This is a genomic window from Streptomyces sp. NPDC058464 (assembly GCF_042721035.1).
Taxonomy (GTDB): Bacteria; Actinomycetota; Actinomycetes; order Streptomycetales; family Streptomycetaceae; genus Streptomyces.
Map to the genome: position 1 here is coordinate 21,098 of NZ_JBHXMA010000030.1, position 14,215 is coordinate 35,312.

Sequence of the window (14,215 nt, forward strand, 5' to 3'; positions counted from 1 at the left end):
GATGTCCTCGGACTGGACCCCTTCGGCGGTGAGGAAACGTTTGGAGAGGACAGGGCGCAGGTAGGCCGCTTCCGTCTCGTCACCGAAGAGCGTGATCGTCCCGTCGCAGCCCTGCTTGCGCGGGACTGTACGGAGGCCGGCCCGGCGGTGGAAGCGCCGACGACGGTGACGTGCCGAAGCGGAGGAGTCATCGTGCTCATTCCTCCGTGAACGACAGGGCATTCACCGGGCAGCTGGCGACCGCCTGCTGTACTGCTTCGTGGAGTTCGGCAGGGGGGGTCTCGTCCAGGACGATGAGTTCACCCTGCTCGTCCATCTCGAGGGCCTCGGCGGCGATCCCGGCGCACAGCCCGCTGCCCAGGCAGAGCTCGTTGTTGACACGCAGTTTCATGGTCACGCTCCTGGTGAATCGTCGCGGTCGGCGACGGGGTTGCGGAGTCGACCCAGCCCTGCGATGGAGATCTCCACCGTGTCGCCGGGCCGCAGGAACCTGCCCTTGCCCGCGCCGACGCCGGCGGGCGTGCCGGTGGCCAACAGGTCACCGGGCTGGAGCCGGACCATGGCGCTGGCGAGGGAGATCAGCTCCGCCACACCGCGGATCATCTCCTTGGTGTTGCTGGACTGCTCCTGGCGGCCGTTGACCGTCAGGACGATGGACAGATCCTGCGGGTCCGGGACCAGCCACTCCGGCGTGACACCGGGGCCGGTCGGACAGAAGGTGTCCTGTCCCTTCGACGCCAGCCAGTCCCAGGCGAAGGCCTCGTGGAAGGCGTCCGTGCGGTGGATCGCGCCACGCGCCGAGATGTCGTTGACGATGGTGTAGCCGGCGACGTGCGCAAGCGCCTGGTCCACCGGGATGTCCCGACCGCCCCGGCCGATGACCACACCGAGCTCTGCTTCCCAGTCGACCTGCTGAGCCGGGTCGGCCGAGATCAGGATGGGCTCGTCGGGGCCGATCACAGTGGTCGTCGCGGGCTTGATGAAGAAGTACGGGGGCACGTGGATGGCGGTGCTGTCCGACCCCAGCATCTCGGTCAGATGAGAGTGGTAGTTGGAGCCTCCGCACACCAGCGTCCGCGGATAGCGGACCGGGGCGAGGAGGCGGGCGTCGGAGACCGGGGCGGCCTGGCGCGGGTCGTAGGAGCGGAGGGCCGGGGCGAGTGACTCCCAGTCCTGGAGGGCCTCGAACACCCCCGCGTAGCCCTTCAGCGAAGGTACTTCCCGTACGCCGTTCTCGCCGAGTGCCGCGCAGAAGATGTTCCGGCCAGTGGCGGACACGGTGACCAGCGACCACGTTTCCGGGAGGGGGCTTCCGTTCGTATCCATGCCCTCATGTGACATCCGCCGCGGAGACGGAGTCCAACAAGGTTGTCGGGCCGGTGACCGACAACTGTTGTTATCCATTCCGGGACCTGGTCCCAACAAATGGTGAGACCTGTCATTCATCCAGCGGCGGCCCGCTGTGAGACGGCACTTGGGGCCCCTCGCGACCGCTGAGAATCCCGACGTGCCGCGCGAATACAGGCGCGTGCCGGGAGATCGTCCACCGGTACGGCGGTGAGTTCGCGGTGGCGGTCGCTACGAGGAGACACCCGAGGGCACGCTGGAGCCGTCCGGCTGTCGCCCCACGACCGGGATCGTCCAGTACCGGCCCGACCGCGCGGCCCCCGACCGGATGCTCACGTCTCCTGAGTACATGGCCTTGAGGTCGCAGCGCACGGAGTTCATGACCGCGACGGTTGCGGTGCTGAGTGACCTGAAGGATCTCCAAGGGGGTGGCCTCTGATGACTCAGTGCTCTGACGTCGTGTGATCGGCTCCGGCCCGAACGGGCTGGTGTCAGTCGCCTACCTGGCCCGCGGTGGGCTCTCGGACACGGTGCTGGAGGCGGACGGATCACCCGGCGGCGGTGTCGCTTCGAGCGAACTTTCTCTGCCTGGGCACATCAGCGGTCTCGCCTCCAGCCTGCATCCGCTGATCCACTTCAACCCCGTGTTCGCAGCCAACGAGCTCGGCCTGAACGCCGATCACGGCCCGCGCTACCTCATGCCCGACCGCGCCATGGCGGTCATGACCGAAGACGGTGGCGCCCTCGTCAGCCACCGCGATGTCACGGCCACCGCCGCCGAGATCTACCGGTACTCGACGCGGGACGCAGACGCGTTCGTGACACTCGTCGAGGGGCGGGAGAGCGTCCTGCCCCTGTTCGTCAAGCGCCTGGCCGCCCCGCCCGGAACTGTGCCCGGCACCTCGCCGGAGACGGCGCGGAAGCTCGCCGAGTTGATCGCGCCGAGCGCGATGGCGCCAATAGTGGCCCTGCGAGCTGGGGTCGGCCGGAATCCGCGTGGTGACCCTCAAGTCCTGCGGGATTTCTGGAGGCATTCCGCAGGACTTCGGAGTACGCGACGAGCTGGTGCAGATACTCACCGAGCCGACGCTGCTCGGCTGCACGGCGACGCTCTCCGACGTCGGCCCGGTCGCCGCCTTCGTGGCCTCCGACCGGGCCCGCGCGATGCTGTCCGCGACCGTGAACGTCTCGTGCGGGGCCCTCGTCGACCACTGAAGGCCGGCTGGCGGCCGTGACCCGAGGCGGCCGATCAGGCGGCCTTGAGGGTGCCGCCGTCGATGACGTGGTCGGCGCCGTGGATGTTGGCGGCCCGGTCGGAGAGCAGGAACGTGACCAGGTCGGCCACCTCCTCGGGTCGGGTCATCCGCCCTGAGGAGATGCCGGACTGCCCGGGGATGCGCGCCAGCAGTTCGTCGTGGCTGATCCCGGCGGCATCGGCCAGTCGTCCGGCGAATCCGTTCGGGTCGGTCCACAGCGAGCTCGCGACGATACCCGGTGAGACGGTGTTGACGCGCACCCCGCGCGGGGCGAGTTCCTCGCTCAGCCGCTTGCCGAGCTGGGTCAGCGCCGCCTTGGCCTCGGCGTAGCCGACGGGCGCGCCGGTGGGCACACGGGCAGTGATCGAGGAGATATTGATGATCGAGCCCTTGCGCTCGAGGATGCTCGGCAGTGCCGCCCTGGTCGTCCAGACCGCACTGAACAGGGTGAGATCGAAGAAGGACTGCCACTGTTCGTCGTCCGCGTCGAGGAAGTGGCCCTGGGAAGGGCGGCCCGAGTCGCCGCCGCCGACGTTGTTGACCAGGAAGTCGATCCCGCCGATCGTTTCGAGCGCTCGCTCAACGACCGCCGTGGCGCCCTCCCGAGTGCTGAGGTCGGCGGAGACCGTGACGGCCGCGGCCTTCTCCAGCTCGGGGGTGACGGTGCGGGCGGCACCCACCACCCGGACGCCCTCCGCGGCCAGTGCACGGGTGATGGCGAGGCCGATGCCGCGGCTCGCTCCGGTGACGACGGCGGTCTTTCCGTTGAGTCCGAGTTCCATGTCTATCCTTTCTTGAACTACAGGTCAAAAATTGGGGTACAAAAATCCCGGCCCGTTCGGGCACGGTGGGGCAGGGATCAGAGGCCTGCGAGCGCGGTGTCGATGATCCGGTAGAGGGCCGGTCCATGGAAGGTCCGGGCCATGACGTGCAACCCGACGATGGTGTTCATGAGGAACTGGGCCTGCGCCTGGGCATCGACCCCGCGGGCGACGTCGCCGTCCCGCTTCCCCTGCTCGATCCGGGCGGCGAGCACCTCGACGCTGCGCTCCTGTATGCGGCGCACCGCGTGGAGTGCCTCCTCGTCCCGACCGCCGAACTCCAGCGCGGTATTTACGGCCAGGCAGCCACGCCGGACCGGCCCCTCGAGGTCCATGTCCACGATGTGTACCAGGTAGGCGCGGATCCGGTCCCGGGTAGTCCCGGGCCGGGAGAGGATCTCCTCGATCAGCTCGGATCCGGCACGGCCATACAGGTCGAGCGCCTTGGCGAAGAGCTCGCGCTTGGAGCCGAAGGCGTGGTACAGGCTCCCCTTGGCCACGCCGGTGGCCTCGGCCAGGTCGGCGGGAGAGGTGCCGCCGTAGCCGTTCGTCCAGAACGTCTCCATGGCCTGCTTGACCACGGCGTCCGGCTCGAAGCTCTTCGGTCTGCCCATATCGGTACGCTAACCGATTCTAGACCTGCGGGTCAAAAATAGGTTCGCGGCTGGACCGGAGCCCGGTGGCGGCGAGGCCAACGGAGATGACTGACGACTGGTCGAAGGCACACGCGGTGTTCCGCACCCCCCTGGCAAGCGGATGCGGCAGCCCCGTGCCGGTGGACATCCGGGCCGACCTGTACGGCGTCTCGGAGCCCTACCGCCGCTGGGCGTAACCGGCCGTCCGCGAACAGCGGGACACAGGTCGAGCACGCCGCAATCGCCGAGGCGGCCCTGGCGGCCAACGCGCAGCGTGCGGCGGATCTGCTCGAACGGCGTCGGCGCAAGATGGCGGAGATCCTGCCGGCCAGCGGTCTGACCACGTCACCCGTCGCATCCCAGTCACCGGCGACGCGCCAACGCTAGAACCACTCGGCCGACCGGATTCCCACCGGCGGTCGCGGGCGGCACAGTGCAGTCAGCGGCACCCGGCGACCTGGTTCCCGGCCGGGCGGCACGGGCTACCGACGGCCCATGGGGTTGGGGCGGTCGGCTTCGGGCAGCCAGTAATCCGTCGTCGGCAAGGTCAGCCAACGGTGGCCGGTGCTGATCTCCTGAATGGCGCTGATGGCCCTCCGCAACCGTTCTGGGGCATGCCTCTGGGACCGCCAGACCACCGAGACCCGGGCCAGCGGAACCGGTTCGACCACGGGCCTTACCACGACGCCCTCCAACAAAGGCGCCTCCAGCGGTGCGAACGCGGGCGCCTGGTGGAACAGGACCGCCACGTTCGCCGCGGTCCGGCCGTGGCCGTGCAGACGCCAGCCGATGGTGAGGCCGAAGTGCTCCGTGACCTTCTCGTTCCAGTCCTCCCACTCGGCCGCCTCCTCCGCCGTGTGCAGGACCAGTGGATGGGCAGCCAGGGCGGCCATGGGCACCTGCTTCAGTGCCGCCAGCTCGTGGTCCGCGGGCAGGACGATCCCGAGGGGTTCCAGCCGCACCATGCGATGGGCCAGTCCTGGAGGCAGCGGCTTGTCCAGTCCGCACACCCGGCCGAACGCCAGATCGACACGGCCGTCGGACACGGCTGAGAGACTCGCCGTGAGCCCCTGGCCTTGGACGACCTGCAACTGCACGTCGGTCATCCTCGGTCCCAGCTCCCGGGCGATGACTCCCGGAGTGAGACCCTCCGAGACCACATCCAGACGCAGCGGCGGGGCCGCGAGTCGCAGTTCCTGGAGAAGATCCTGCATCTCGGCCAGCAGCTCCCGCCCACGGCGGACGAACAACTCGCCGGCCGGGGTGAGCTCGACGTGACGACGGTCGCGGACGAAGAGCGCGACGCCCAACCGCGTTTCCAGCTGGCTGATCTGTGCTGACAGGGTCTGCTGAACGATCGACAGCCGTGTCGCGGCACGACCGAAGTGCAGTTCGTCTGCGAGGACGACCGCGGAGCGCACCAGTCTCATGTCCAAGTCCATCGGTCCGTGACCATAGGTTTCTGTTAGTGGCTGGTCAAGAGTGTTGGACGACATCCCCTCGCAGCGGTGAAGCTCTGTTTCCGGCCTCGTTCCGATCCACTCCGAGGCCGCTCGGCACGCCTGGCCGCGGTGTGACCCGAGCATCGGAATTCCCGCTGCCCCCGTAGCCGCATCGGGCAGGTCCTGGCTCCTTCTTCCTTCCCCTTGGAGGTGTCGTGCACAGTGAAGTGACAACGCCCTGGGATTACGACGTCGTCGACATCGGTTTTGGTCCCGCCGGTCAGACCATGGCCGCCCTGCTCGGGCAGAAAGGGCATCGTGTCGGCGTCTTCGAGCGCTGGCCCAGCGTGTATCCGTTGCCCCGGGCGGGCCATGTGGATCACGAGATCATGCGGATCCTGCAGTCCGTCGGCGCCGCTGAGGACTTCGAGCCGCACGCGATCTCCCTGGCCAGCTACGACTGGTTGAACGGCAAGGGCGAACTGTTGCTCAGCATGGACTGGGACCGGCCGGCGCCGTCGGGCTGGAAGTCCGACTACCTGCTGTTCCAGCCGGATCTGCAGGACGCCCTGCTCGCTGCGGTCCGCCGGCACCCGTCCGTGGAGCTGAACTTCGGCTGGGCGGCGACGGGCATACGGCAGTTCGACGACCATGCCGAGGTCGACCTGGCGCACGGAACGGTCATCGAAGGGACCTGGGTGCCCGACGGCGAGGTCCGCACCGTGACCGCAGGGTTCGTCGTCGGTGCCGACGGGGCCAACTCCACGGTCCGGAGCGAGGCCGGCCTCCCATGGGTCGACCGCGGTTTCCAGGAGAACTGGCTGGTCATCGACATTGAACCGCACGACCCGGACCTCGACATCGACATGCCCGGCGCCGGACAGTACTGCGACCCGAAGCGCCCGGTGTCCTTGTTCCGCTGGCTCGGCCGGGGACACTCCCGCTGGGAGTTCATGCTCCTGCCCGGAGAGACCCCCGAGGAGATGACCCGCGAGTCACGGTGCTGGGAGCTGCTGTCCAGGTGGAAGGTCACCCCGGACGACGCCACGATCATCCGCCGTACCGTGTACACCTTCCGGTCGCTGTACGCCGCCTCCTGGCGCCATGACCGGATCCTGCTCATCGGCGACGCCGCCCACCTGATGCCGCCTTTCCTCGGGCAGGGCATGTGCTCGGGTCTGCGGGACGCCGCCAATCTGGCCTGGAAGCTCGACCTTGTGCTGTCGGGACGGGCCGAGGACTCGCTCCTTGACCACTACACGGCCGAGCGCCTGCCCCATGTCCAGACCGTGATCACGATATCGGTGGAACTCGGACGCATCATCTGCATCTCCGATCCGGAGCAGGCCGCCGCACGGGACGAGGCGTTCAGGACCGGCCAGGTGCCGCCGCTCCCCGAATTCCCCATCTTGACCGACGGCGTCCTGCAGCGCGGGGCCGACGGTCGGCCGACACCGGGGGCGGGGACGCTCAGCGTCCAGCCTCGGGTCCACCACCAGGGCCGTACCGGACGACTCGACGACGTCGTCGGCACCGGATGGACGCTGCTGAGCAGGGTGCCACCCGCCACGCTCGGGCTGAGTGGCGAACAACTGTCCTGGCTGGACACGCTCAACGCGCGCACCATCCAGGTCACCCGGGCGAAGGTCCCCGGCGCGGTCATCGACCTGGACGCCGTCGCGACGCGATGGTTCGACGAACTCGACGCCGACGTCGTTCTCGTCCGCCCTGATTTCTACGTCTACGGCGCCTCCCGCGTCGATGGCGTGAAAGGCCTGGTCGAGTCGCTGCGGCGGCAGCTGGAACCACATTGGCTTCAGGCCCTGGCATGAGCGAAGTGCCGCCGCCGACCGGTGGCGGCACCGGTCGATCACATCACTTGAGGAAAAGAAGGCACATGGACGGGATCATCGACTGCGAGACCCATTACTTCAGTGACGGGTTCCTCGAACTGCTTCGAAGCCGAAAGACTCCGCCCCGCCAAGAGGTGCACGGCGGTCTGCGCAAGTACTTCCCGGAACCGACCGCGCCCGATGTGGCCATCGCCTATCCCGCGGTGCTTGAGGAGAACCTGCTGGACCTCGGCGACAGCAGGATCGCGCTGATGGACCAGCACGGAATCGCCGCGCAGGTGGTGTCCCTCACGACTCCCGGCACCGATGTGTTCGAACTCGACCTGGCGCTGAAACAGGCCCGCGAAGCGAACGACGTGCTCGGCGCCGCCGTCGCACGCCACCCGGACCGCTTCATCGGGTTCGCCACGCTCGCCCCGTTCGGTGGTGACGAGTCGGCGAGGGAACTGGAGCGGTGCGTCGTCGAGCTCGGCTTCCGGGGCGTGAACATCCACTCCCATGTCGGTGACCGATACCTCGACGACCGCAGCTGCTGGCCGATATTCGAGGCGGCGCAGCGGCTCGACGTCCCGATCAACGTCCACCCCACGCTTCCCCTGGGCACCATGCTCGCCCCCTACCTGGGCTACGGCTGGACGCTCTCCGGGCCGGGACTCGGTTTCGGCCACGAAGTCGCCGTCCAGGTCAGCCGTATGATCTACGCAGGGGTCTTCGACACCTACCCGGATCTTCAGCTGATGCTCGGCCACTGCGGCGAAGCGCTGCCCTTCTGGATGTACCGCCTCGATTTCCCCTATATCAAGCCGTACATCGACGTACTCGGCGATCACCCCAATCTCGACCGCAAACCGAGCGAGTACCTGGTCCAGAACTGCTGGTACAACTGCAGCGGCAACTTCTTCAACCCGGCCCTGCTGGCCTGCCTGAGCGCCGTAGGCAGCGATCGGCTGATGTTCGGCAGCGACCACCCCTACGAGTCGTACGACGAAGCCTGCCAGTACCTCGCCACCATGCCGGTGTCCGAGCCGGACCGGGTGAAGATCGCCAGCACCAATGCCCGACGCCTCTTCAAGCTCGATGCAGTCTCCGCCGACTGAGCCCCGGCCCGACGACGGCGATGCGTATCGGGCCGCGCTCCGGCGGGCCATGCCGGTCACGCGAATGCTCGACTACGGCATGAGCTACCACGACGCGACCACGATCCACCGCGAGAGCGAGCGGGGTGGATCGTGGGACGCCGTCGCCGTACGACTCGCGGATGCCCATCTGGACCGGGCGGTGGCCGCGACCGACCGCGGCCACCGGGAAACGGCCGTGGAGGCCTACCGGTCGGCCGCGGTCTGCCTGGTCTTCTCCCAGCTGGCCTACAACTTCGACGGCGACCGCAAGCGCGAGTTGTACTGCTGGCTGGTCGACGCGTTCGGGCGGGCCGCCGCCTTGGACACCCGGCTCGCGGTCCAGCACCTCACGGTTCCCTTCGACGGCGCCGCCCTGGCCGGCTGGCTGGTCCGCCCACCGCTCACGAACTCGCCGCCGACCGTCGTGCTGGTCGGTGGGCAGAGTGGCTGGGGACCGGCCTATTTCCCGGCGGCGCGAGCCCTGGCCGACCGGGGGATCGCGACGCTGCTGGCCGAGATACCCGGGCAGGGAGAGACGCGTCTGCTGCACGGCCTCCACCTCAAGGCCGACGTGCACCGGGCCTTCTCGGCGCTCGCCGATCACCTGCTGGCCCGCGGCGACCTTGGTGCCGGCCTCGGCGTCTGGGGCAACAGCTTCGGCGGCCTCCCGGCCGCGCTGGCCGCAGCCAGGGACCGGCGCTTCACCGCGTGCTGCGTCAACGGGGCCTGGGCACACCCCGGCATACCGACGTTTCGAACGGCGGCCGAACAGGCGGCTGCCATGGTGGGCAGCCCGGACCCGGCCCGGATCGGCGAGGTCTTCGACGCTCTCGCCTTCCGGCCCGAGCGAGACCGTCTCGCGTGCCCGCTCCTGGTCCTCCACGGCGGGGCCGACCCACTCATCACCAGGGACGACCAGCAGCCGTTCCTCGACGGTGCGGACGACGCGACCCTCAGGGTCTGGGCGGACGGTGAGCACACCCTCTACAACCACGCCGCCGAACGAACGGCCATCGTGGCGGACTGGTTCTGCGACATCCTGCGCTGAGGTCTTCGTCCTTGCCTCCTCTGGCCGCGGCTTCATCAACTAGCAGATGGGCACGTCCTGGTTGTCCGGGCTACCGACGGTCCGCCCCCCACACTCATCTGTTACGGAGAGTAGTCGACGTGGTCGGAGCAGCGCGTGGGCCAACGGATTCCAAAAGCCGACGCCCTGAGTAGGCAGGGTGGAGGCGTTGAGAGTGGTGCCGGTGTGTCTGCGCTATTCCCGCGGTCGGCTCGATGCTCGAATCAACCGTGCGGTAATCGCCGCACGGGTTCCGTCTCGACCGGATCCAGGGGGACGGAGGGCGACTCAAACGGATGGATGTGTCCGTCCCTCCGACGGAACCGCAGGTGACAAGCGTCATCAGAATGGGTTCGAGTCCCCCGGCCCACTAGTGCAGGGCCCTGGGTGGCGGGAACGTTCATGTTTCGGTGTCTGATCGTCAACTTTGCCCGAACGGACTGAGTCTGCTGCCTACTTCACTGAAGTGTTGCGCCCGCCTGGTCCGCTTTGGGTCGCCATCGATCCTCTGACCTGCGACTTTGTAATTGATCAGGGAAGTCGTCAGTGCAGGTGTGGCAGTCCTTGAGGCCGCTGCCCACTTGGTTGGGGCCGGACTGGGGCCGAGGTAAATAGCTATGAAGTGGGGCGATAATGGGGCATGAGGGCGAGGTGAGCTGGGACGGCGTTCGGCGCAGATGCTGGCCATGGGCCGGTGGGTGCCGGACCGGGGCCAGCTACCTTGTTGAAGACTGCCGAGCGCGCGCTACCTGTTGGCGGAGAAGAGCGACCAGCCGTCCCTGGCACGGCAGTTGAGCCCGTCGGCCTGGAGTCATGTCCCCGTTCTGGACTGTGCCCGCGAACGCGGGAGAGCTGGGAAGAGATCTGCGGAGTCTAGATCGTCACCGTCAGCAGAGTGGGCTTCCTACATGCCCGTCAGGTGGTGCGCATCCGCCGCGAGCGCCGCCGCATCGGCGAGAAGGAGCGGCAGGCCGAGACCGCCTACGCTGTCACCGGTCTGCACGCCGAGCAGGCCACCGCGAGGAAGATCGCGGCCCGGGGACGCGCGCACCGGGTCATCGAGAACACCGTCCACCCGACCAAGGACGTCACCTTCGGCGAGGGCGCCAGTCAGGTCCGCCACCACAGCCCGGTCGTCGTGAGCGGCTTGCGCGGTCCGGTCCCTGTTGTCCTCCACCGGGCCGGTGGGCCGGCATCGCCGGCGGATGACGTGCTTACGCCCGGTCCGAAGCGGTCCCCGCCCTCCGGGGCATCCGGTGATCAGATCGGACGCCCACGCCGTGGCGCCCTGAGGATCTCCGGTGTGCCGTGGCGCTCCCCGCGGATAGGGTGGACGGTGATCGACAGGGACGGGCTGGGCGAGGACGGCGGACGGCGTGGGCGGTGCCGAGGAGAGCAGGAGCACGGGCACCGGGCGCCCGACGTCACGGGACGTCGCCCGGCTCGCCGGCGTGTCGCACACCGCGGTGTCCTTCGTGTTCAACGGACGGGCCGAGGGCAACCTCTCGCCCGCCACCCAGGAACGCATCCGGCAGGCCGCGGCCCGGCTGGGCTATCGCCCCGACCCGGTGGCCCGCGGTCTGCGCCGTCGCCGTACGGCCGTGATCGGGCTGGTCACCGATGAGATCGCGTCCTCGCCGTTCGCCGGCCGGCTGCTGCGCGGCGCCATGGAGACCGCCTGGGAGAGCGACCATCTCGTCCTCACCGTCGACTCCGGCGGCGACCCGGCCAAGGAGGACGCGGCCGTCGCGGAACTGCTCGACCGGCGCGTGGACGGCATCATCTACGCGGCCATGTCACTGCGCCGCGTCCGCGTCCCCGAGGGCCTGCACCGTACCCACTCCGTGCTGGCCAACTGCCTGCCCGAGGACGGCTCACTGCCCGCCGTGGTCCCCGCCGAGCGCGCCGGTGGCCGTACCGCGGCCCGGCTGCTGCTCGGTGCGGGCCACCGCCGGCTCGCCGTGATCGGCGGTCTGGACGACATCGCCTCGGTGGAACGTACCCGCGGCTTTAGGGACGCGCTGCGCGCCGAGGGCGTCACCGTGCCCGAGGGGTGGATCGTGCGCGGCGGCGGGGAGATCTCCGCGGGACACGCGGGGGCGCTGCGCCTGCTCGACGGGGTCGAGCCGGGCCGTCGCCCCACTGGCGTCCTGTGCTACAACGACCGGGTCGCGGCGGGCGTCCTGCACGCCGCGACCCGGCTCGGGATCGACGTGCCCGCCGATCTGTCCGTGGTCGGTTACGACGACCAGGAGCACATGGCCGCGTTCCTCACACCGCCGCTGACCTCGGTCGCGCTGCCGCACCGGGCGATGGGCGAGGCGGCGGCCCGGCTGCTCCTGGACGCCATCGAAGCCGGCCGTACGCCGCCCGCGACCGTCCGACGCCTGGCCTGCCCTGTGGTCAGCCGCGCCTCCGTGGGTCCGGCGCCCACCCGGTGACCCGGGCGCCCGGCCCGTCGACGACCAGCTCGGCGATGTCGCCGGGGCGCCGGTAGACGCGCTCGGTGACCATGGCCCGTTCCCCTACGAAGAGTTCGAGGAGCGAGCCGTCGACGAGCAGCCGGAGCGCGAGTTCCGGCCCCTTCGGCACGTGCACGGTGATCGGGGCGGAGCCTTCCCTGCCGGTCCGGGGCCAGGCGCTGCGGTCGAGGACGACGGTCCCCGAGGCAGGGTCCGCCCGGACGGTCAGCTCCCGGCCAGCCGCGTCCCGGAGCAGGCTTACGGTGGTCGGTTCACCTGCGGTGACCGTCAGGTCGTACGTGTGGGGAAGCGGAACCCGGCCCGGCGCGGTGACGAACGGCTCGGCCGGGCGCAGCAGGTCGAGTTCCGGGGCCGGACTCACCCGCAGTGAACCGTCGGGGTGGACGTCGACCACCCGGGGTGCCGTGAGTACGCCCGCCCATCCGGCCCGGTCCGTCTCCTCCTGCGGGCGGGCCTCCCACGACCAGCCCCACAGCAGGGCGCGGTCCGGCTCCTGGAGCACGGCGGGGGCATAGAAGTCCCGCCCCTGGTCGAGCCGGCCGCCGGCACGCGGCTCGAATATCAACGCGCCCTGGTTGTCCGGCTCCAGACGGCCCGTCAGGTGTCCGGTGGAGCAGGGGTCTCCGTCCCACAGGGACACCAGGAGTACGTGGTCGCCGCCCGCTGTCCGGTACAGGTGCGGGCACTCCCAGCCCACCGACTTGTCGCCGAACACGCCCGCGGCCACCGGGTCCCTGCCGTCCAGCAGCACACCGGCGAACCGCCAGTCGGTCAGGTCGTCGCAGTCGTAGAGCAGGACCGACGGCGTGCCGTCGGCGTGCCCGGCGCCGACGAGGGCCCAGCGCCGGTCCGCGTGGTGGAAGACGAACGGGTCACGGAACATCACCACGTCCAGTCCCGGCGGCGGCCCCGCCACCACCGGCGTCGGCAGCGGCTTCCACTCGGTCAGCCGCTCGTCGTCCGGGTCCGCCGCCCGCGCCAGGCAGATCGCGCCGAGACCGGCGTGGGCACGGCCGACTCCCGTGTACACGGCGATCGGCGTGCCGGCGTCGTCGATCACGCAGCCCGACCAGCAGCCGGCCTCGTCGGGGCCGCCGGGCGTCGGGGTGAGCGCGATCGGGTGGTGCTCCCAGTGCGCGAGGTCGGCACTGGAGGCATGACCCCAGTGGACGTTCGCGTGCACCGGTGCGTCGGGGTTGTGCTGGTAGAAGAGGTGGTAGCGGTCCCGCCAATGGAACGGCCCATTGGGGTCGTTGATCCAGCCGACGGGCGGACGGACCCTGAAACGCGGCACGTCGGGGTCATTGCTCAACGGTTGACTCCTGCCGAGGTGATGCCCTCACGCAGAGGGCGCTGGCCGACGAGGAACACAGCGAGGGCGGGGAGCATCGAGAGCACGACCCCGGCCAGGACCACCGAGATCGACCCGGTTCCGAGGTTGCCCTGCAGGGAGACCAGACCCAGCGGAAGCGTGTAGTTCTGGCCGGAGGTCTCCAGGATCAGCGGGCGGAAGAACTCGTTCCAGTGGTAGTTGAAGGCCAGTACGCCGACGATCGCCAGGCCGGGCGCGGCCAGCGGCGCGTACACCGAGCGGAAGATCCGCCAGGGCCCCGCGCCGTCCAGCATGGCCGCCTCGCCCAGGTCCTTCGGCATACCGAGGAAGTACTGGCGCATCAGGAAGGTGCCGAAGGCCGTAGGGAAGGCCGGGATGATCAGGCCGAGGAGCGTGTCGGTGAGGCCCATCGACTTCAGCACCAGGAACACCGGCACGATGGTGACCTGCAACGGCACCATCATGGTTGCCAGGACCAAACCGAAGAGCGGCTTCTTGAAGCGGAACTCCAGGCGCGCGAAGGCGTAGCCGGCCAGGCCCGCCGTGATCATCTGGCCTACGGCGATCAGTGCCGTCACGAGAGTGGAGTTCAGGGCGAGCAGCCATACGTCGAGCTGATCGAAGACCCCACGGTAGGCCGCGATCGTCGGGTGCGTCGGGATGATCTGCGGTGGCAGGTCGAAGGACTGGGCCGGAGTGCGCAGCGAGGTGGCGACGGTCCAGATGACCGGGCCCAGCGTCAGCAGGGCACACACGGTCAGCGCGGCGATCCGGGTCCAGGGGGCGAGCGAGTACCGTACGCGGCCCAGGGGCGGGGTCGCCTTGAGGGTCGGGGTTGCTTGGCTCATAGCGCTCATGCGG

15 protein-coding genes and 1 pseudogene are annotated in these 14,215 nt (G+C 69.3%); 7 read left to right on the forward strand and 9 right to left on the reverse strand.

From position 1 onward, the window contains the following. Window positions 1-196: 196 nt before the first annotated feature. The 3 genes from ACFWPQ_RS33810 to ACFWPQ_RS33820 form a co-directional block, all read right to left on the reverse strand. Window positions 197-391, reverse strand: coding sequence for a ferredoxin (locus ACFWPQ_RS33810; RefSeq protein WP_384043213.1), 195 nt, complete (start codon window positions 389-391; stop codon window positions 197-199). A 2-nt stretch (window positions 392-393) separates the two neighbouring features. Next, a complete protein-coding gene (locus tag ACFWPQ_RS33815) occupies window positions 394-1,326 on the reverse strand; it encodes a fumarylacetoacetate hydrolase family protein (RefSeq protein ID WP_384043215.1) in 933 nt (310 codons plus the stop codon). A gap of 252 nt (window positions 1,327-1,578) precedes the next feature. Further along, complete coding sequence (locus ACFWPQ_RS33820) at window positions 1,579-1,728, reverse strand: hypothetical protein (RefSeq protein WP_384043218.1); 150 nt, start codon at window positions 1,726-1,728, stop codon at window positions 1,579-1,581. Window positions 1,729-1,808: 80 nt separating this feature from the next. On the opposite strand from ACFWPQ_RS33820, the pseudogene ACFWPQ_RS33825 reads away from it, so the two are divergent. Next, window positions 1,809-1,934 (forward strand): annotated as a pseudogene (locus ACFWPQ_RS33825) (NAD(P)-binding protein); the annotation flags it as partial. A gap of 409 nt (window positions 1,935-2,343) precedes the next feature. Continuing rightward, the gene (locus ACFWPQ_RS33830) at window positions 2,344-2,562 is read left to right on the forward strand and encodes a hypothetical protein (protein WP_384043545.1); all 219 of its coding nucleotides are present in this window, start codon (window positions 2,344-2,346) and stop codon (window positions 2,560-2,562) included. Window positions 2,563-2,596: 34 nt separating this feature from the next. On the opposite strand, the gene ACFWPQ_RS33835 is transcribed toward ACFWPQ_RS33830, so the two are convergent. After that, the gene (locus ACFWPQ_RS33835) at window positions 2,597-3,385 is read right to left on the reverse strand and encodes an oxidoreductase (RefSeq protein ID WP_384043221.1); all 789 of its coding nucleotides are present in this window, start codon (window positions 3,383-3,385) and stop codon (window positions 2,597-2,599) included. A gap of 77 nt (window positions 3,386-3,462) precedes the next feature. Next, window positions 3,463-4,038 (reverse strand): TetR/AcrR family transcriptional regulator, encoded by a 576-nt coding sequence (locus ACFWPQ_RS33840; protein ID WP_384043223.1) that lies wholly within the window; start codon window positions 4,036-4,038, stop codon window positions 3,463-3,465. Window positions 4,039-4,124: 86 nt separating this feature from the next. Here ACFWPQ_RS33840 and ACFWPQ_RS33845 point away from each other — a divergent pair, with 86 nt between their 5' ends. Beyond that, on the forward strand, window positions 4,125-4,256 hold the full coding sequence (locus ACFWPQ_RS33845) for a hypothetical protein (RefSeq protein WP_384043225.1): 132 nt from the start codon (window positions 4,125-4,127) through the stop codon (window positions 4,254-4,256). A 285-nt stretch (window positions 4,257-4,541) separates the two neighbouring features. Here ACFWPQ_RS33845 and ACFWPQ_RS33850 read toward each other — a convergent pair whose 3' ends face one another. Beyond that, a complete protein-coding gene (locus tag ACFWPQ_RS33850; protein WP_384043228.1) occupies window positions 4,542-5,489 on the reverse strand; it encodes a LysR family transcriptional regulator in 948 nt (315 codons plus the stop codon). Window positions 5,490-5,728: 239 nt separating this feature from the next. Here ACFWPQ_RS33850 and ACFWPQ_RS33855 point away from each other — a divergent pair, with 239 nt between their 5' ends. The 3 genes from ACFWPQ_RS33855 to ACFWPQ_RS33865 all read left to right on the forward strand — a co-directional run bounded on the left by ACFWPQ_RS33855 (window position 5,729) and on the right by ACFWPQ_RS33865 (window position 9,520). Further along, window positions 5,729-7,333: a bifunctional 3-(3-hydroxy-phenyl)propionate/3-hydroxycinnamic acid hydroxylase gene (locus ACFWPQ_RS33855; RefSeq protein WP_384043536.1), complete on the forward strand. Its 1,605-nt coding sequence runs from the start codon at window positions 5,729-5,731 to the stop codon at window positions 7,331-7,333. Between the two features lie 65 nt (window positions 7,334-7,398). Next, on the forward strand, window positions 7,399-8,451 hold the full coding sequence (locus ACFWPQ_RS33860; protein WP_384043231.1) for an amidohydrolase family protein: 1,053 nt from the start codon (window positions 7,399-7,401) through the stop codon (window positions 8,449-8,451). A gap of 49 nt (window positions 8,452-8,500) precedes the next feature. Continuing rightward, window positions 8,501-9,520: an alpha/beta hydrolase family protein gene (locus ACFWPQ_RS33865; protein ID WP_384043234.1), complete on the forward strand. Its 1,020-nt coding sequence runs from the start codon at window positions 8,501-8,503 to the stop codon at window positions 9,518-9,520. Window positions 9,521-10,442: 922 nt separating this feature from the next. Here ACFWPQ_RS33865 and ACFWPQ_RS33870 read toward each other — a convergent pair. After that, window positions 10,443-10,715: a hypothetical protein gene (locus tag ACFWPQ_RS33870; protein WP_384043236.1), complete on the reverse strand. Its 273-nt coding sequence runs from the start codon at window positions 10,713-10,715 to the stop codon at window positions 10,443-10,445. A gap of 199 nt (window positions 10,716-10,914) precedes the next feature. Here ACFWPQ_RS33870 and ACFWPQ_RS33875 point away from each other — a divergent pair, with 199 nt between their 5' ends. Continuing rightward, on the forward strand, window positions 10,915-11,979 hold the full coding sequence (locus ACFWPQ_RS33875; protein WP_384043239.1) for a LacI family DNA-binding transcriptional regulator: 1,065 nt from the start codon (window positions 10,915-10,917) through the stop codon (window positions 11,977-11,979). Here the strand turns inward: ACFWPQ_RS33875 and ACFWPQ_RS33880 are convergent. Together ACFWPQ_RS33880 and ACFWPQ_RS33885 are read right to left on the reverse strand one after the other, a co-directional pair. Next, complete coding sequence (locus ACFWPQ_RS33880) at window positions 11,942-13,333, reverse strand: glycoside hydrolase family 32 protein (RefSeq protein ID WP_384043242.1); 1,392 nt, start codon at window positions 13,331-13,333, stop codon at window positions 11,942-11,944. The two genes, ACFWPQ_RS33875 and ACFWPQ_RS33880, sit on opposite strands and share 38 nt — an antisense overlap. Continuing rightward, window positions 13,330-14,202 (reverse strand): carbohydrate ABC transporter permease, encoded by an 873-nt coding sequence (locus ACFWPQ_RS33885; protein WP_384043245.1) that lies wholly within the window; start codon window positions 14,200-14,202, stop codon window positions 13,330-13,332. Before ACFWPQ_RS33885 ends, ACFWPQ_RS33880 begins: the two co-directional genes overlap by 4 nt. Between the last annotated feature and the right edge of the window lie 13 nt (window positions 14,203-14,215).

Bases quoted from the DNA above. Each gene is read 5' to 3' on its own strand.
- ACFWPQ_RS33845 (WP_384043225.1), top strand. From the start codon at position 4,125: ATGACTGACGACTGGTCGAAGGCACACGCGGTGTTCCGCACCCCCCTG.
- ACFWPQ_RS33865 (WP_384043234.1), top strand. From the start codon at position 8,501: ATGCCGGTCACGCGAATGCTCGACTACGGCATGAGCTACCACGACGCG.
- ACFWPQ_RS33850 (WP_384043228.1), bottom strand. From the start codon at position 5,489: ATGAGACTGGTGCGCTCCGCGGTCGTCCTCGCAGACGAACTGCACTTC.
- ACFWPQ_RS33810 (WP_384043213.1), bottom strand. From the start codon at position 391: ATGAAACTGCGTGTCAACAACGAGCTCTGCCTGGGCAGCGGGCTGTGC.
- ACFWPQ_RS33885 (WP_384043245.1), bottom strand. From the start codon at position 14,202: ATGAGCCAAGCAACCCCGACCCTCAAGGCGACCCCGCCCCTGGGCCGC.
- ACFWPQ_RS33815 (WP_384043215.1), bottom strand. From the start codon at position 1,326: ATGGATACGAACGGAAGCCCCCTCCCGGAAACGTGGTCGCTGGTCACC.
- ACFWPQ_RS33860 (WP_384043231.1), top strand. From the start codon at position 7,399: ATGGACGGGATCATCGACTGCGAGACCCATTACTTCAGTGACGGGTTC.
- ACFWPQ_RS33840 (WP_384043223.1), bottom strand. From the start codon at position 4,038: ATGGGCAGACCGAAGAGCTTCGAGCCGGACGCCGTGGTCAAGCAGGCC.
- ACFWPQ_RS33820 (WP_384043218.1), bottom strand. From the start codon at position 1,728: ATGAACTCCGTGCGCTGCGACCTCAAGGCCATGTACTCAGGAGACGTG.
- ACFWPQ_RS33835 (WP_384043221.1), bottom strand. From the start codon at position 3,385: ATGGAACTCGGACTCAACGGAAAGACCGCCGTCGTCACCGGAGCGAGC.